The sequence below is a fragment of the Paraburkholderia sp. RL17-373-BIF-A genome (assembly GCF_046030175.1).
In the GTDB taxonomy this organism is placed as follows: Bacteria; Pseudomonadota; Gammaproteobacteria; order Burkholderiales; family Burkholderiaceae; genus Paraburkholderia.
Genome location: NZ_JARESO010000040.1, coordinates 1 through 15,948, shown reverse-complemented (window position 1 = coordinate 15,948; position 15,948 = coordinate 1). Strand labels below are relative to the sequence as shown.

The following is a 15,948-nucleotide window of genomic DNA, read 5'->3' as shown; positions in this document are numbered from 1 at the left end:
TTTTCGAGTGCGGCAGGACGGCTTACTGCGGGTGCCGGCCTGTTTCCACCTGTTGCATCGGCGCGCTGTCGGAAGGCGGCAGCGGTTTGCGTTCGCGCACCACGCGAGCCGGCTTGACGGTCTGCGCAGCAGCTTCCTGAGCCGCGCGCAGCTTGTCGGCGTCGGTATTCACCCAGACGAGACCGGCTTGTTCCAGTACCGGCTTCAGGGCTTCCGCCGACGCGCCGCTATGACGGGGCGCTTGTTGCGGTGCTTGCGGCGCAACGGCGACAGGCGCCGGTTCGATCGCTGCCGGCTCGGCTGCCGGTGCCACCGCTGCCACGACCGGCTGCGGTTCGACGATCTCAGCTTGCGGTGCAGGCTGAACGGCCGGCGCTTCGACCACCGTAGCCGGAGCCACGGTTTCGACCGGAGCCGGCACAGCGGCTTGCGCTTCGACAACAGGCGCAACTGCCGGTGCCTCGACGTGCGCTTGAGCCGGGGCCTCAACATGTGCGACCGGTTCAACCAGCGAAACCGTTTCGCTAGCGGCCGGCGCGGCTTGCGCTGCTTCGACCGGCTCGACAGCGGCTTGCGTCACCGGCGTTTCGGCGACCGGTTCGACGGCTGCCGGCGCAACCGGCGCTTCCGCGACCGGTACCACCGTTTCCGTCTTTGCAGCCTTTTCGACGGCCAGTGCCGGTGTTTCGGTTGCGGCGTGCAGTTCGGTCACCACGGCGGTTTCAGTCGCGACAGCAGCGACGACCACTTCCACCGGCGTCACGTCCTTCACCTCGGCGACTTCCGGCTTGCGCTCGACCGGCTGATGCGCCGTGCGCACCGGCGCTTCGTCGGTTGCGCTCGCGTTGTCGCCTTCGGCTTCCGCGACGTCCGCTGCCAGGTTGCCGTTCACGTCCTCTTCACGCTCACGACGGCCACCACGACGGCCGCGACGGCGACGACGACGCTCTTCACCTTCACGCGCCACCGCTTCCTGATCGATCGGCGCGCCGTTTTCGCCCAAGGCGGTCTGGTTTTGCACCAGTTCTTCCGCCGTTTGCGCTTCGCTTTGCGTCAGTGCATCCGCGGTTTCTGCTTGCGGCTTGCGGCGTTCGCCACGTTCCGAACGATCGCCACGTTCACGGCGCTCGCCGCGTTCCTGACGTTCGCCACGCGGTGCGGCCTCCGCCGTTTCCGCGCGCTCGGCACCGCGATTGTCGCGGTCACGGGTTTCGCGACCCTCGCGCGGCTCACGGGCCTCGCGCGGTTCACGGCCTTCGCGTGCTTCACGCGGCTCGCGAGTGCCACGCGGTTCGCGCGCCTCACGTGCTTCGCGCGGCTCGCGGCCTTCGCGTGCTTCACGCACCTCACGGCCTTCACGCGGCTCGCGTTCCTCGCGGCGTTGCGACGGTTGCTGGCCTTGGGCTTGACGGCCGCCGGTCGTGCCTTCGCCACGGCCCGCTGCATCGCGAGTGCCCGTGCCGCTACGGCGATTACGGTTGCGATCGCCGCCGCGTTCGCCGGTGCGCTCACCGCGTTCCGTGCGTTCGCCGCGTTGCGGACGCGTCTGCTTTTCGGTCGTGGCCGGCGCGGCAGGCGCCGGAGCGGCCGGCTGCATGCCGAACAGATTCTTCAACCAGCCGATGAAGCCACCGCTCGCCGGTGTGACCGCGACCGGAGCCGGCGTGACGACCGGGCGCACCGGTGCGCTCGGCGCCGGCTTTTCAGGCGTGATGCCCTTGACCGCCGCTTCCTGCTTCGGCTTCACTTCCTCGGCACGCTTGCTGTAGCCGGTTTCCGATTCCAGTTCGCGGGCTGCTTCCTCGGCCATCTTCCACGAAGCACGCGGCTCGTCGAGGCGCGCGTCGTCGTGACGCAGACGCTCGAGCTTGTAATGCGGCGTGTCGAGGTGCTTGTTCGGGATCAGAACGACATTGACCTTGAAACGCGATTCGATCTTGTTGATCTCGGCGCGCTTTTCGTTCAACAGGAAGGCAGTCACTTCGACCGGCACCTGGCAATGAATTGCCGCGGTGTTTTCCTTCATCGCTTCTTCCTGAATGATCCGCAGCACTTGCAGCGCGGACGACTCGGTATCGCGGATGTGACCCGTGCCGTTACAGCGCGGGCAGGTCACGTGGCTGCCTTCCGACAGGGCCGGACGCAGACGCTGACGCGACAGTTCCATCAGGCCGAAGCGCGAGATCTTGCCCATCTGGACGCGCGCACGGTCGTGCTTGAGGGCGTCTTTCAGGCGCTGTTCGACTTCGCGCTGGCTCTTGGCCGATTCCATGTCGATGAAGTCGATCACGATCAGGCCGCCCAGGTCACGCAGGCGCAACTGGCGGGCGACTTCGTCGGCGGCTTCGAGGTTGGTGCGCGCGGCCGTTTCCTCGATGTCGGCGCCCTTGGTGGCGCGTGCCGAGTTCACGTCGATCGCAACCAGCGCTTCGGTGTGATCGATCACGATTGCGCCGCCCGAGGGCAGCGGCACCGTGCGCGAGTACGCCGTTTCGATCTGGTGTTCGATCTGGAAGCGCGAGAAGAGCGGTACGTCGTCGTGATACCGCTTCACCTTGCTGACATTATCCGGCATCACGATATCCATGAAGGCGCGTGCCTGGTCATGAATTTCGGTGGTGTCGATCAGAATTTCGCCGATGTCCGGCTGGAAATAATCGCGAATCGCGCGGATGACGAGGCTCGATTCGAGATAGATCAGCATCGGCTGGCCGCTCGAGCCGCTTTGCGACGCGGCTTCGATCGCGCGCCACAGTTGCATCAGGTAGTTCAGGTCCCACTGCAGTTCTTCGGCGCTGCGGCCAATGCCGGCCGTGCGCGCGATGATGCTCATGCCTTCCGGCAGTTGCAGCTGCGCCATGGTTTCGCGCAGTTCCTGACGGTCGTCGCCTTCGATCCGGCGCGACACGCCGCCGCCGCGCGGGTTGTTCGGCATCAGGACCAGATAGCGGCCGGCGAGCGAGATGAACGTGGTAAGGGCCGCGCCCTTGTTGCCGCGTTCTTCTTTTTCGACCTGAACGATCAGTTCCTGGCCTTCGCGCAGCGCGTCCTGGATGCGCGCGGAGCGCATGTCGACGCCGTCGCGGAAGTACTGGCGGGCGACTTCCTTGAACGGCAGGAAGCCGTGGCGGTCTTCGCCGTAGTTGACGAAGCAGGCTTCGAGCGACGGCTCGATGCGAGTAATGATGCCCTTGTAAATATTGCCTTTGCGCTGTTCGCGCCCGGCGGTTTCGATGTCGATATCGATGAGTTTTTGCCCATCGACGATGGCGACGCGCAGTTCTTCCTGCTGCGTCGCGTTGAACAACATTCGTTTCATTGAACGGCTCCAGAGCGGCTTAGCCTGCCCCTTCACTGCGCGGTTGTCAGTCGCGAGAGCGAAGCGGGCAGCGGCATGCCGCGCCTTATTGTGTTTTCACAAGCACGCTGGAGCGGGAAAGCTGGTGGGAGAATTGCCTGGGAGGGCCCGGCCCCATTAAACAATGGGCACGGTGCCGCAGGGCACATGCGAACACGGCTTCAAATAACGACCCGACACGCCGCGGGTTATGCCGGCCGACCTTCATAAGCCTTCGTCCACTCGCGCCGGTGCGCCAACTGGACGCGTGACCGGAGGGTCGAAGGCTGCGGTCGTGCCGCAGCGGGAAGTTCGCGCAGTCGGCGCGTCTTTTCCTGCTGGGGGTGTCTCGCCTCATTTTGACGTCGCCATGTCTTGTACTTTCTACAAGACGCCTCGGGCGCACGCCGTATTTTCGCAACTCGCAGCTTCGTACAGCAGGGCGTCAGACCGCCCGATACCGAAGCTGAAAGTTAAATTCTTTTTTACCAAAATTCCGTTACCGTCGAAGCCGACCTTGACCGAACGCGCCTGTGGGCGCCGTCCCTGCCGGGCACTGACTTCGTGCGTGCAACTTGTTGCATCTCATTTTCAGGGTGAGCAACCAGACCCCGGCGCAAGTAAAATAATGGTTTATCGCTTGCACCTGCGCAATCCGCCCGAATTCCGGACACTGCGCCGGCCGCCGCAGACTGCTGGGCAAATTATATTCAGAATGAAAGAGTTAGGCAAAATATCCCAGAAATCGGTCGCAAGCGACCAGGTCTCGATGATCGAGATCGATGACAGTGCGGCCGGACAGCGCATCGACAACTTCTTGTTACGCGTCTGTAAAGGCGTGCCGAAAAGCCATATTTATCGCATCCTGCGCAGCGGGGAAGTGCGTGTGAATAAGGGCCGGATAGACGCGCAGTACCGTCTCGAGCTTGGCGATCTGGTGCGCGTGCCGCCCATTCGCGTCGCTCAACAGAACGAAGCAGCCGCCCAGACGCCGGTGCCGGCCGCCCATTTCAAGATTATTTTTGAAGACGAGCACATGCTCGTGATCGACAAACCGGCCGGCGTGGCGGTGCACGGCGGCAGCGGCGTCGCGTTCGGCGTGATCGAGCAGATGCGCGAGGCGCGTCCGCAGGCGAAATTCCTCGAATTGGTGCATCGGCTGGATCGTGAGACGTCCGGCATTCTGATGCTCGCCAAGAAGCGCTCGGCGCTCGTCAATCTGCATGAGCAGATTCGCGAGAACAAGATGGATAAGCGCTACTATGCTTGCGTTCACGGCGACTGGGCGAGCGACTGGGGCCGCCGCCGCGCGGTCAAGGAGCCGCTGCACAAGTATTTGACGGCCGACGGCGAGCGTCGCGTGCGCGTTCAGCCGGACGGACTCGCGTCGCACACGGTGTTCAATCTGATCGACCGCTGGCCGGAGTACGCGCTGCTCGAGGCGGAACTGAAGACGGGCCGCACGCATCAGATTCGCGTCCACTTGCAGCATCTGGAACTGCCGATCGTCGGCGACGCCAAATACGGCGACTTCGCGCTGAACAAGGCGTTGGCGCGCGCCAACGCCAAGCCTGGCCTGAAGCGCATGTTCCTGCACGCTTACCGGCTGAAGCTCACGCACCCGGCAACCGGCGCGCCGCTGCAGTTCGAGGCGCCGTTGCCGGCCGAATGCCGCAGCTTCATCGCACAGCTCAACGAATTACGAAATGGGTCACACCCGGAGACGACACCGCATGGCTAGAGAGCAATTTGATCTGATCGTCTTCGACTGGGACGGGACGCTGATGGATTCGACCGCGCACATCACGCGCAGCATCCAGTCGGCGTGCCGCGATCTCGGTTTGCCGGTTCCCGCGGACGAGGCGGCCAGCTTTGTGATCGGCCTCGGGTTGCGCGACGCGCTACAGATTGCCGCGCCCACGCTCGATCCTTCGGATTATCCGCGACTGGCCGAGCGCTATCGCTTCCATTATCTGGTGAAGGATCAGACCACCGAGTTGTTCGTCGGTGTGCGCGAAATGTTGCAGGAATTGCGCGATCAGGGCTATCTATTGGCCGTGGCGACGGGCAAGAGCCGCGTCGGGCTGAATCGAGCTTTGGATCAGTCGCGCCTGACGAGCCTGTTCGACGGCACCCGCTGCGCCGACGAGACGTTCTCGAAGCCGCACCCGGCGATGCTGCACGAATTGACGCGCGAACTGGGGCAGGACAACGCACGTACAGTGATGGTCGGCGACACAACACACGATCTGCAAATGGCGATCAATGCGGGCGTCGCGGGCATTGGCGTCACATATGGGGCGCATCCTGCGGATTCGTTGAGCGCGTTGTCGCCGAAATTCGTTGCGTCGAGCGTCAGTGTGCTGTCCGGCTGGCTGCGAGAGAACGCATGAGCACCGCTGCCACGCAAGCGCCGGCAGAGGCGGTTCGCGTCTGCGCATCGGACGAATTGGTCGACGGCGGCGCGGGCGTGCGCCACGCGGCGAAGCTCGGTGGCGGCGACGTGGTCGTTTTTTTTGTTCGCTATGATGGCCGCGCATACGGCTACCTGAACCGCTGCGCCCACGTGCCGATGGAGCTGGATTGGGCCGAAGGGCAGTTCTTCGAATCGTCCGGTTTATACTTGATGTGCGCTACACATGGCGCGATTTACGCGCCGGATACGGGCAAATGCGTCGGTGGTCCGTGCCGCGGCGGCCGATTGCGGCCAGTTCAGGTGGACGAACGCGATACGCCGGAAGGCCGTGCCGTATTCTGGCTGCCCGACGGCGAACTTCGCCCGGCCACACTCTGATTTTTCTCCCTTCCGACCTTTCCACTGCACCGCATGTCCGACAATTTGACTCCCGAGCCGAAGGAACCGTCCCTGACAGGCCGCCCCCGCACGCCTGCCGATGAGCCGGGCTGGGAACGCGCCGCGCTCGAGCGTATCGCGCTCGCGGCGATCAACGAGCAGCGCGCGGCGCGGCGATGGAGGATCTTTTTCCGCTTCGTTTTTCTGATCGTAGTGTTGCTGGCAATTTGGGCTGCCATCGACTTCTCCGGCGACAAGGTCGTCGCCACAGGCCGTCACACGGCCATGGTGACGCTTGACGGCGAGATATCGGCGGATACGAACGCGAACGCGGAAGATGTCAACGCGGCGCTGCAAAGCGCGTTCGACGACGCGGGCACCGCCGGCGTGATCCTGCGCTGCAATAGCCCGGGCGGCAGCCCGGTGCAGGCGGGCATCATCTATAGCGAAATTCGCCGCTTGCGCGCCAAATATCCGTCGATTCCCCTGTATGTGGTCGTCGGCGACATGTGCGCGTCCGGCGGCTATTACGCGGCCGCGGCGGCTGACAAGATTTATGTCGATAGGGCGAGCATCGTCGGTTCGATCGGCGTGTTGATGGATAGCTTCGGTTTTACCGGGTTGATGGATAAGCTCGGGATTCAGCGGCGTCTGCACACATCGGGTGAGAACAAGGGCTTTTTCGATCCGTTCTCGCCGGAAACGCCGAAGATGGACGAACATGCTCAGGATATGCTCGATCAGATCCACGCGCAGTTCATCGACGCGGTACGCCAAGGGCGCGGCAAACGTCTGCATGAAACACCGGACATGTTCTCGGGCCTTTTCTGGACGGGCCAGAAGAGCGTCGAACTCGGGCTTGCCGACGGTTTCGGCGACGCGGATTACGTGGCGCGCGATCTGTTCAAGGCACCGGATATCGTCGATTACACGGTGAAAGAGAGCATTACGGACCGCGTTGCGCGCAAATTCGGCGCGGCGGTCGGCAGTGGCGCGGTTCACGCCATGGCGCTCGGTGGGAAGATGAATCTGCGTTGATCTGCTGTCGGTATTAACAAAGCCCCGCGTGATCGGAATTCGATGATCGCGCGGGGCTTTTTGTTTTCCGCTTGGTTTTTCTATGTGGCTTGGGTCAAACGGCCAGGATCAGAAAAATTGCCGGTCGTTTGTGCAGATCGATCGCCGGCTTTTTCTTCCAGTCAGTCACGGTGCGGCTGGCGATAGTCTCCGTTTCCAGCGTCAGATCGACCGCTACGCAAACGAGCGTGGACGGCGCGCACGTCGCCAGCAGCGTGTCGAGCAACGCGCGATTCCGATAGGGCGTTTCGATAAAGATCTGCGTTTGCTTGCTTTTGCGCGACTGTTGCTCCAGGTCTCGCAGACGCTTGGCGCGTTCCGCGGCGTCGACGGGCAGATAGCCGTGGAACGCAAAGCTCTGCCCGTTGAGCCCGGAAGCCATCAACGCCAACAGAATCGAACTCGGGCCGACAAACGGCACGACCTTCACGCCGCGCTCATGCGCGCGGCGCACCAGCAGCGCGCCGGGGTCGGCGACCGCCGGGCAGCCCGCTTCGGAAACAAGACCCGCGTCCGTGCCGCCGAGAAGCGGCGCGAGCAGCTTGTCGATCTCGCCGGCCGGCGTATTCACATTCAGTTCGCGAATCTCGATTTCCTGGATCGGCCGTTCCGTGCCGACCTTCTTGAGGAAAGCGCGCGTGGTTTTCGCGTTTTCGCCAATGTAATAGTGAAGCGAGGCGGCGCGGGCGCGTACCGGCGCGGGCAGAACGGCGTCGAGCGCCTCGGCGTCGCCTTCGCCCAGCGTGTTCGGAATCAGATAGAGCGTGCCGCTCATTGAGCCCCCAATAGTGGATAACCCACCGCGAGCAGCATGCGCGACAGCGCGATCAACGGCAGGCCGACGAGCGCGGTCGGGTCGTCGGAATGGATGGCATCGAGCAAGGCGATGCCGAGCCCTTCGGATTTGGCGCTACCCGCGACGTCGTACGGCGTTTCGGCTAGCAGGTAGGCTTCCAGCGTCGAGTCCGGGAGGTCGCGGAAATGGACGCGGGTAATCACGTCGACGGCTTGTACGTTTCCCGAGCGACTGTCGAACAGACACAGTGCACTATGAAACAGCACTTCGCGGCCGCGCATCGCCTGCAACTGGGCGAGCGCCGTGTCGTGCGATCCCGGCTTGCCGATCTGCAGACCGTCGTAAGTGGCGACCTGGTCGGAGCCGATCACGAGCGCCGCTTCACCGGCGCCGAGTCCGCCGGCTACCGCGCGAGCCTTGGCTTGCGCGAGCCGCAGCGCGGTGACTTCGGGCGTTTCGTCGGCGAGCGGCGTCTCGTCGATCGCGGGCACGACGACATCGAACGGCACGCGCAGACGTTCAAGCAGTTCGCGACGATACGGCGAACTCGACGCCAGAATCAGGCGTGGCGGGCGATTGGGGGAATCTGGCATGGGCAATCAGCGGCTAGAGTGGCGGGGTGTATGGGGTTGCGCGAAGCTCGCGCGCGTACGGGCTTAAGTGTTTGACTCGAAAAGACAAAACGGATATGATTTTGGGCTTTTCATCGGTATGCTTGCGCTAAGCGGGTCTCGGCGTGTGTCAACTGCGGTGCTAACTGCAGGCAACACATGGGTCTCGCGGACTGTCTTGCAAATCAGTTATCAGTTATACCTCGCGGTTTATACCCGGCGAAATCTTTGCCGACGCAGGAGCGCACATGACTCAACATCCTGGCAACCCTGCAGGTCTGTCCGACCCGCACGATATCGATCTGTTCGAATTTGCGCGGAGTGGGCGTCAGGCCGCGGGTGTCGTGCGCGTCTCGCAACTGCCGCGCATGTTAAACGAAGTCCCGGCAGAAGCGCCAGACCGCGATACCGCGTTCACCTGGCAAGCCGAAGGCACGACGCAGCCGGAATTGCAGGACGACGGCACCGAGGGTCCCCAGCCTTATTTGAGGATGGCGATTCACGGCGCTGCATGGCTCGAATGTCAGCGGTGCATGACACCGTACTTGCAGGCATTCAACGTCGATGCGACTTACCGGATCGTCAACACTGAGGCGGAAGCCGAAGAGTTTCCGCTCGACGAGGATGAAGTCGAAGTGATCGTGGGTTCGAACCATTTCGATCTCATCGACTTGATCGAAGAAGAGTTGCTGCTTTCCTTGCCGCTTGTGCCCAAGCACGAGGTCTGCCCCGAAGTGCACGAGAGTCTCGTCTCTGGTGTGGCCGGTGCCGAAGGCGAGGGCGACGAGGGCGCACTGGACGAAGCTGGCGAGGGCGGCGAGCCCGAACGGCCCAATCCGTTTGCGGCGCTCCAGAGTCTGAAGCGCGGAGAGCCGGACGACAAGAAGCACTGAACAGTTGCATGGGAGCGCGATGCGGGCGCATTGGCCATTCGGCCAGTGGCGGAGACCGGATCGGGCTGTGTTAGAATTCGGAAAATTTTTAGGAGTTAGTCATGGCAGTTCAACAAAATAAGAAGTCGCCGTCGAAGCGCGGCATGCACCGTTCGCACGATTTCCTGACGGCAGCGCCGCTGGCCGTGGAACCGAGCACGGGCGAAGTGCATCTGCGTCACCACGTTAGCCCGAACGGCTACTATCGCGGCAAGAAAGTCGTCAAGACGAAGAACGATTAATCGTTTCACTGCGCGTTTCACTGCGTGTCGCCCTGTGGCGTTTCGCGTGGCGATCGGCTCGCTTGACATTTTCCCGGCTCGGCAAAAAGGCGGCATTCAATTGCCGCTTTTTTATGTCGATCGCAGTTGGCGCTTTGGCGCTTGCTATGATCCCATGCAGGGCGTCTGAAATTCGTCGCACTCCATGACAGTAAAGCTCACGATAGATTGCATGGGAGGCGACCACGGCCCGTCCGTGACCGTTCCCGCTGCCGTCAACTTCGTTCGTTCGCATCCCGACGCGCAATTGCTGCTCGTTGGCATTGAAAGTGCGATTCGTGCGCAGCTGAAAAAGTTGAAGGCTCAGGACCTGCCGGCGCTGACCGTCGTATCCGCTTCCGAGATCGTCGCCATGGACGATCCGGTCGAAGTCGCGCTGCGCAAGAAAAAAGATTCGTCCATGCGCGTGGCGCTGAACCGCGTCAAGGAAGGCGAGGCGCAAGCCTGCATTTCCGCCGGCAATACCGGCGCGCTGATGGCGGTCTCGCGCTATGTGCTGAAAACGCTGTCGGGCATCGAACGCCCGGCCATTGCGTCGGCGCTGCCCAATCCCAATGGCTACACGATGATGCTCGACCTGGGCGCCAACGTCGACTGCGAGCCGCAGCATCTGCTGCAATTCGCGGAGATGGGGCATGCGCTCGTGTCCGCGCTCGAGGGTAAGGATCGGCCCACCATCGGCCTGCTGAACATCGGCGAAGAAGTCATCAAGGGCAACGACACCATCAAACGTGCCGGCGAACTGCTGCGCGCGAGTACACTTAACTTTCACGGTAACGTTGAAGGTAACGATATCTTCAAGGGCACGGTCGACGTGATCGTCTGCGACGGTTTTGTCGGCAATGTCGCCCTGAAGACGTCGGAAGGCCTCGCGCAGATGCTGTCCAACATCATCAAGGAAGAGTTCGGCCGTTCGTGGCTCACCAAAGTGATGGCGGTGCTCGCCTTGCCGGTATTGATGCGCTTCAAGAAACGCGTCGATCATCGGCAATACAATGGCGCCGCGTTGCTCGGCCTGCGCGGGCTGGTGATCAAAAGCCACGGTTCGGCAGATGCTTACGGGTTTGAGTGGGCTATCAAACGCGGGTATGATGCCGTCAAAAACGGCGTGCTGGAACGCCTTGCGCGAGCGATGGAAGAGAATGCGGGTTCTCTCGAACAGGCGGCGCGCGACGCGAGCGGTGCGGGTCACGCAAGCCCGATCGCAGGCCAGCCCGCCGAGCCCTACGCTGCGCAATCCTCGAAGGCATAATGGCTCAATCGACAATTTATTCCCGCGTGCTGGGCACCGGCAGCTATCTGCCGTCCCAACGCGTCACCAATCAGGATCTGGCCGAACGTCTCGCCAAGCAGGGCGTCGAGACGAGCGACGAGTGGATCGTCGCCCGCACGGGCATTCATGCGCGCCACTTCGCGGACCCTGATGTCACGACCAGCGATCTGGCGCTCATCGCTTCGCAACGCGCGATCGAAGCCGCGGATATCGACCCGCAGTCCATCGATCTGATCATCGTCGCCACCTCCACGCCGGACTTCGTGTTCCCGAGCACGGCGTGCCTGTTGCAAAACAAGCTCGGCATCAAGAATCACGGCGCGGCATTCGACGTGCAGGCCGTCTGTTCCGGGTTTGCTTATGCGGTCGCCACGGCGGACAGCTTCATTCGCAGCGGTCAGCATCGCACGGCGCTCGTGATCGGTGCGGAAACCTTCTCACGCATTCTCGACTTCAACGACCGCACCACGTGCGTGCTGTTCGGCGACGGCGCGGGCGCGGTGATCCTGCAGGCGTCCGAAGAACCGGGCGTGCTGGCAAGCGCGTTGCACGCGGATGGCAGCCATTCGAACATTCTCTGCACGCCGGGCAACGTGAATGGCGGTGTGGTGGCCGGTAGCGCGTTCCTGCATATGGACGGGCAGGCCGTGTTCAAGCTCGCCGTCAACGTGCTCGAAAAGGTCGCGGTCGAAGCGCTCGAGAAAGCCAATCTGTCGGCGGAACAGGTCGACTGGCTGATTCCGCATCAGGCGAATATCCGCATCATGCAAAGCACCTGCCGCAAGCTCGGCTTGCCGCAGGAACGCATGGTCGTCACGGTGGGCGAGCACGGCAACACGTCGGCTGCGTCCATTCCGCTCGCATTCGACGTCGCGGTGCGCGACGGCCGCATCAAGCGCGGCCAGAACGTGCTGATCGAAGGTGTCGGCGGCGGCTTCACGTGGGGCGCGTCGGTTATCCGCTACTGATAGCGGCGACGTTATGGCGAGCGCGCTTCGCGGCGCTCGACTACGCTTGAGCGCGCTCGCCGTCAACTGGGCGCGCCACCCACATCTGACTAAATCGATTTTGGGGACGATATGAAATTTGCGTTCGTTTTTCCTGGGCAAGGTTCGCAGTCGGTCGGCATGCTCAACGCATTCGCCGATCACGCGGTCGTGCGTGAAACGGTTCAGGAAGCCTCCGATGCGCTCAATCAGGACCTCGGCAAGCTGATCGCCGAAGGCCCCACCGAAGATCTGAACCTCACGACCAACACCCAGCCGGTCATGCTGACCGCCGCTTACGCGATGTATCGCGCTTGGCTGCAGGCTGGCGGCCCGAAGCCGGCGCTCGTCGCGGGCCACAGCCTCGGCGAATACACGGCGCTGGTCGCGGCGGGCGCGATCGCGTTTCGCGATGCCGTGCCGCTCGTGCGTTTTCGCGCGCAAGCCATGCAAACGGCCGTGCCGGTCGGTGAAGGCGGCATGGCCGCAATTCTCGGTCTCGACGACGACACGGTGCGCGCGGTGTGTGCCGAAGCGTCGGTCGTGGGCGTCGTCGAAGCGGTGAATTTCAATGCGCCGGCGCAGGTTGTGATCGCGGGCCATAAAGCCGCGGTCGAAAAGGCTTGCGAAGTCGCCAAGGCGAAGGGCGCAAAGCGCGCGTTGCCGCTGCCGGTCTCGGCGCCGTTTCACTCGTCGCTGCTCAAGCCGGCCTCGGATCAGTTGCGTGAGTATCTGGCAAGTGTCGACGTGCAGGTGCCGGCGATTCCGGTGATCAACAACGTCGACGTCGCCGTGGTCAACGAGCCGGCCGGGATCAAGGACGCATTGGTGCGCCAGGCGGCCGGCGCGGTGCGTTGGGTCGAAAGCGTGCAGGCCATGTCGGCTCAAGGCGTCACGCATGTGATCGAATGCGGTCCGGGCAAGGTCCTTGCGGGTCTGACCAAGCGCATCGACGGCAACCTGGTTGGTGCGTCGATTTTCGATCCGGCTTCGCTCGAAGAAACGCTCAAACTCGTGAAGGCAGGCTGAACGCAACGTCGCGCGGCACCTGGCAGCAGGCGCTTCGCGACGGCATCAGGGCTGCGCATCAAGAATCAATCAGCCCTCCGAAGGGCATCCGGACTGACAGATGGAAAAGACTCTCGACAAGCAGATCGCAATCGTCACCGGCGCGTCGCGCGGCATTGGCCGTGCGATCGCCATGGAACTGGCGCGCCAGGGCGCGACGGTGATCGGCACGGCGACCAGCGAAAGCGGCGCGGCCGCCATCAGCGAAGCGTTTAACGCGGCCGGCGTGAACGGCCGCGGCGCGGTGCTCAACGTGAACGACGCGGCTGCGGCGGAAGCGCTGATCGACGGCACGGTAAAGGAATTCGGCGCACTGCACGTGCTGGTGAACAACGCCGGCATCACGCAGGATCAACTCGCGATGCGCATGAAGGACGACGATTGGGACGCGGTGGTCGACACCAACCTCAAGTCGGTGTTCCGTCTGTCGCGCGCGGTGCTGCGTCCCATGATGAAGGCGAAGGGCGGCCGCATCATCAACATCACGTCGGTGGTCGGCTCGGCCGGCAACCCTGGGCAGATCAATTACGCGGCCGCGAAAGCGGGCGTGGCGGGCATGACCCGCGCGCTCGCACGCGAGATCGGCAGCCGCGGCATAACGGTGAATTGCGTGGCGCCGGGCTTCATCGATACCGACATGACCAAGACTCTGCCGGAAGAGCAGCAAGCGGCGCTGAAAACGCAGATTCCGCTGGGCCGCCTCGGCAGCCCGGAAGATATTGCGCACGCCGTGGCGTTTCTGGCATCGCCGCAAGCCGGGTATATCACCGGCACGACACTGCATGTGAACGGCGGAATGTACATGGCGTAACCAAATTCGGTTACTATCCGCGCCTTGATGCGTTTGTAAATGCGTAAGGCGCATGCCTTGACAGCAACCCGATGCGCCGCTTTTTTGCCGGGTCAAACCTGATAAAATGCGCGCACCTGTATTTTTGAACTTCTTTTCCCTTGGAGGGGTAATGGACAATATCGAACAGCGCGTCAAGAAAATTGTCGCAGAACAACTGGGCGTTGCAGAAGCTGAGATCAAGAACGAAGCTTCGTTCGTGAACGACCTCGGCGCCGACTCGCTCGACACCGTTGAGCTCGTGATGGCCCTCGAAGACGAATTCGGCATGGAAATTCCGGATGAAGAAGCCGAGAAGATCACCACCGTTCAGCAAGCGATCGACTACGCTCGCGCGAACGTCAAGGCCTAAGGTCATTCGCGCCCGCGTTTCTGCGTTGGCGGCGTATGACGCCCTGCCGTGTCGGTTGCCGACGCCAGCAGGGTTGGCGTTTTTTGCCGCGCGTTTTGCCAAGCAGGAGCCAGCGATGTTGACTGCGCAATTTTTCGCGCGATTGCCGAGTTAAACAGCCACAGGGCATACAGGGCAAGTTCCTGTGGCCGCTGTGGCTTTTGCTTTTGTCATCTATGAAAAAGGGGTTACCGTGAGCCGCCGTCGTGTTGTTGTTACAGGCCTGGGGCTGATTTCGCCTGTTGGCAATAATGTTGCCGACGGCTGGGCCAATCTGGTCGCCGGCAAGTCGGGTATTGCCAATATCACGAAGTTCGATGCGTCGAACTTTTCGACTCGTTTCGCCGGCGAGGTGAAGGGCTTCAATATCGAGGACTACATCCCCGGTAAGGAAGCGCGCCACATGGATACGTTCATCCACTACGGCGTGGCTGCAGGCATCCAGGCGATGCAGGACAGTGGCCTCGAAGTCACCGACGAGAATTCGGAGCGTATCGGCGTGGTGGTCGGTTCGGGCATCGGCGGTCTGCCGATGATCGAAGTGACGCAAACCGAACTGCTCAATCGCGGCCCGCGCCGGATTTCGCCGTTCTTCGTGCCGGCGTCGATCATCAACATGATCTCCGGCCATCTGTCGATCAAGTTCGGCATCAAAGGCCCGAATCTGGCGATCGTCACCGCCTGTACCACCGGCCTGCACTGTATCGGCGAGGCTTCGCGTCTGATCGAATACGGCGACGCCGACGTGATGATCGCGGGCGGTGCGGAATCGACCGTGTCGCCGCTCGGTATCGGCGGCTTTGCGGCGGCGCGCGCGCTGTCGCAACGCAATGACGATCCGGCAACGGCGAGCCGTCCGTGGGACAAGGATCGCGACGGTTTCGTGCTGGGCGAGGGCGCCGGCGTGATGGTGCTCGAAGAGTATGAACACGCGAAGGCGCGCGGCGCGAAGATTTACGCCGAAGTCAGCGGCTATGGGATGAGCGGCGACGCCTATCACATGACCGCGCCGCTGGAAGACGGCGACGGCGCCCGCCGCTGTATGCTGGCTGCGTTGAAGAACGCGGGCATCAACACGGATCAGGTGAACTACCTGAACGCGCACGGCACGTCCACGCCGCTTGGCGACCTGGCCGAAACAACCGGCATTAAGCGCGCTTTCGGCGACCACGCCAAAGACATGGTCGTGAACTCGACCAAGTCGATGACGGGTCACCTGCTGGGCGGCGCCGGCGGTCTGGAGTCGGTGTTCACCGTGCTGGCCGTGCATCATCAGGTGTCGCCGCCGACGATCAACATCTTCAACCAGGATCCCGAGTGCGACCTGGACTACTGCGCCAACACCGCGCGGGAGATGAAGATCGACGTCGCGCTGAAGAACTCGTTCGGGTTCGGCGGCACGAACGGCACGCTGGTCTTCAAGCGCGCCTGATCGCCTGGTCGTTGGTGATGCGCCAGTCGACGGCGCCGGCTCGCCCGGCGCTTTCCCCTGAATCGGCCACGCCCGACGGAGCGCCGCAGCGGATTGCGCTGCGGCGCGCCCTCGCCCTCT

16 protein-coding genes are annotated in these 15,948 nt (G+C 62.7%); 13 read left to right on the top strand and 3 right to left on the bottom strand.

Translation table 11 applies throughout. The features are described from left to right. Positions 1–22: 22 nt before the first annotated feature. A complete protein-coding gene (locus P0D80_RS34360; RefSeq protein WP_408290500.1) occupies positions 23–3,319 on the bottom strand; it encodes an Rne/Rng family ribonuclease in 3,297 nt (1,098 codons plus the stop codon). A 733-nt stretch (positions 3,320–4,052) separates the two neighbouring features. Here P0D80_RS34360 and P0D80_RS34355 point away from each other — a divergent pair. The 4 genes from P0D80_RS34355 to P0D80_RS34340 are packed head-to-tail and all read left to right on the top strand — an operon-like array spanning position 4,053 to position 7,169. Next, positions 4,053–5,078, top strand: a complete 1,026-nt coding sequence (locus P0D80_RS34355; protein ID WP_132373563.1) for an RluA family pseudouridine synthase — start codon at positions 4,053–4,055, stop codon at positions 5,076–5,078. Then, positions 5,071–5,730: an HAD-IA family hydrolase gene (locus tag P0D80_RS34350; protein ID WP_408290498.1), complete on the top strand. Its 660-nt coding sequence runs from the start codon at positions 5,071–5,073 to the stop codon at positions 5,728–5,730. Before P0D80_RS34355 ends, P0D80_RS34350 begins: the two co-directional genes overlap by 8 nt. After that, a complete protein-coding gene (locus P0D80_RS34345) occupies positions 5,727–6,131 on the top strand; it encodes a Rieske (2Fe-2S) protein (protein ID WP_132373564.1) in 405 nt (134 codons plus the stop codon). Before P0D80_RS34350 ends, P0D80_RS34345 begins: the two co-directional genes overlap by 4 nt. A gap of 33 nt (positions 6,132–6,164) precedes the next feature. Beyond that, positions 6,165–7,169 (top strand): S49 family peptidase, encoded by a 1,005-nt coding sequence (locus P0D80_RS34340; protein WP_408290495.1) that lies wholly within the window; start codon positions 6,165–6,167, stop codon positions 7,167–7,169. A gap of 94 nt (positions 7,170–7,263) precedes the next feature. Here the strand turns inward: P0D80_RS34340 and P0D80_RS34335 are convergent, their stop codons facing one another. Both P0D80_RS34335 and P0D80_RS34330 read right to left on the bottom strand, forming a co-directional pair. Further along, entirely contained in the window at positions 7,264–7,983 is a 720-nt protein-coding gene (locus tag P0D80_RS34335) for an SAM-dependent methyltransferase (protein WP_408290493.1), read from the bottom strand. Continuing rightward, positions 7,980–8,597 carry a Maf-like protein gene (locus P0D80_RS34330; RefSeq protein ID WP_408290491.1) on the bottom strand — a complete coding sequence of 206 codons (618 nt, stop codon included), beginning with the start codon at positions 8,595–8,597 and terminating at the stop codon, positions 7,980–7,982. Before P0D80_RS34330 ends, P0D80_RS34335 begins: the two co-directional genes overlap by 4 nt. A gap of 266 nt (positions 8,598–8,863) precedes the next feature. On the opposite strand from P0D80_RS34330, the gene P0D80_RS34325 reads away from it, so the two are divergent. The 9 genes from P0D80_RS34325 to fabF all read left to right on the top strand — a co-directional run bounded on the left by P0D80_RS34325 (position 8,864) and on the right by fabF (position 15,828). Further along, complete coding sequence (locus tag P0D80_RS34325; protein ID WP_132373568.1) at positions 8,864–9,508, top strand: DUF177 domain-containing protein; 645 nt, start codon at positions 8,864–8,866, stop codon at positions 9,506–9,508. Between the two features lie 101 nt (positions 9,509–9,609). Next, positions 9,610–9,789, top strand: coding sequence for a 50S ribosomal protein L32 (rpmF, locus tag P0D80_RS34320; protein ID WP_006051932.1), 180 nt, complete (start codon positions 9,610–9,612; stop codon positions 9,787–9,789). Between the two features lie 46 nt (positions 9,790–9,835). Then, on the top strand, positions 9,836–9,958 hold the full coding sequence (locus P0D80_RS34315; RefSeq protein WP_279388554.1) for a hypothetical protein: 123 nt from the start codon (positions 9,836–9,838) through the stop codon (positions 9,956–9,958). Between the two features lie 15 nt (positions 9,959–9,973). Further along, complete coding sequence (plsX, locus tag P0D80_RS34310; RefSeq protein WP_408181047.1) at positions 9,974–11,080, top strand: phosphate acyltransferase PlsX; 1,107 nt, start codon at positions 9,974–9,976, stop codon at positions 11,078–11,080. Next, positions 11,080–12,069: a beta-ketoacyl-ACP synthase III gene (locus P0D80_RS34305; RefSeq protein ID WP_132373571.1), complete on the top strand. Its 990-nt coding sequence runs from the start codon at positions 11,080–11,082 to the stop codon at positions 12,067–12,069. Before plsX ends, P0D80_RS34305 begins: the two co-directional genes overlap by 1 nt. 111 nt (positions 12,070–12,180) lie before the next feature. Continuing rightward, entirely contained in the window at positions 12,181–13,116 is a 936-nt protein-coding gene (fabD, locus tag P0D80_RS34300; RefSeq protein WP_408181046.1) for an ACP S-malonyltransferase, read from the top strand. Between the two features lie 100 nt (positions 13,117–13,216). Further along, on the top strand, positions 13,217–13,966 hold the full coding sequence (gene fabG / locus P0D80_RS34295; RefSeq protein ID WP_132373573.1) for a 3-oxoacyl-ACP reductase FabG: 750 nt from the start codon (positions 13,217–13,219) through the stop codon (positions 13,964–13,966). 151 nt (positions 13,967–14,117) lie between these two features. Then, positions 14,118–14,357, top strand: a complete 240-nt coding sequence (acpP, locus tag P0D80_RS34290; protein ID WP_004197638.1) for an acyl carrier protein — start codon at positions 14,118–14,120, stop codon at positions 14,355–14,357. Between the two features lie 232 nt (positions 14,358–14,589). Further along, positions 14,590–15,828, top strand: coding sequence for a beta-ketoacyl-ACP synthase II (gene fabF, locus P0D80_RS34285; RefSeq protein WP_132373574.1), 1,239 nt, complete (start codon positions 14,590–14,592; stop codon positions 15,826–15,828). Positions 15,829–15,948 lie beyond the last annotated feature (120 nt).

Coding starts and splice junctions, on each gene's coding strand:
- P0D80_RS34335 (WP_408290493.1), bottom strand. CDS start 7,983: ATGAGCGGCACGCTCTATCTGATTCCGAACACGCTGGGCGAAGGCGAC.
- plsX (WP_408181047.1), top strand. CDS start 9,974: ATGACAGTAAAGCTCACGATAGATTGCATGGGAGGCGACCACGGCCCG.
- P0D80_RS34330 (WP_408290491.1), bottom strand. CDS start 8,597: ATGCCAGATTCCCCCAATCGCCCGCCACGCCTGATTCTGGCGTCGAGT.
- P0D80_RS34355 (WP_132373563.1), top strand. CDS start 4,053: ATGAAAGAGTTAGGCAAAATATCCCAGAAATCGGTCGCAAGCGACCAG.
- rpmF (WP_006051932.1), top strand. CDS start 9,610: ATGGCAGTTCAACAAAATAAGAAGTCGCCGTCGAAGCGCGGCATGCAC.
- P0D80_RS34360 (WP_408290500.1), bottom strand. CDS start 3,319: ATGAAACGAATGTTGTTCAACGCGACGCAGCAGGAAGAACTGCGCGTC.
- P0D80_RS34350 (WP_408290498.1), top strand. CDS start 5,071: ATGGCTAGAGAGCAATTTGATCTGATCGTCTTCGACTGGGACGGGACG.
- P0D80_RS34325 (WP_132373568.1), top strand. CDS start 8,864: ATGACTCAACATCCTGGCAACCCTGCAGGTCTGTCCGACCCGCACGAT.
- P0D80_RS34340 (WP_408290495.1), top strand. CDS start 6,165: ATGTCCGACAATTTGACTCCCGAGCCGAAGGAACCGTCCCTGACAGGC.
- P0D80_RS34345 (WP_132373564.1), top strand. CDS start 5,727: ATGAGCACCGCTGCCACGCAAGCGCCGGCAGAGGCGGTTCGCGTCTGC.
- acpP (WP_004197638.1), top strand. CDS start 14,118: ATGGACAATATCGAACAGCGCGTCAAGAAAATTGTCGCAGAACAACTG.
- fabD (WP_408181046.1), top strand. CDS start 12,181: ATGAAATTTGCGTTCGTTTTTCCTGGGCAAGGTTCGCAGTCGGTCGGC.
- fabG (WP_132373573.1), top strand. CDS start 13,217: ATGGAAAAGACTCTCGACAAGCAGATCGCAATCGTCACCGGCGCGTCG.
- P0D80_RS34305 (WP_132373571.1), top strand. CDS start 11,080: ATGGCTCAATCGACAATTTATTCCCGCGTGCTGGGCACCGGCAGCTAT.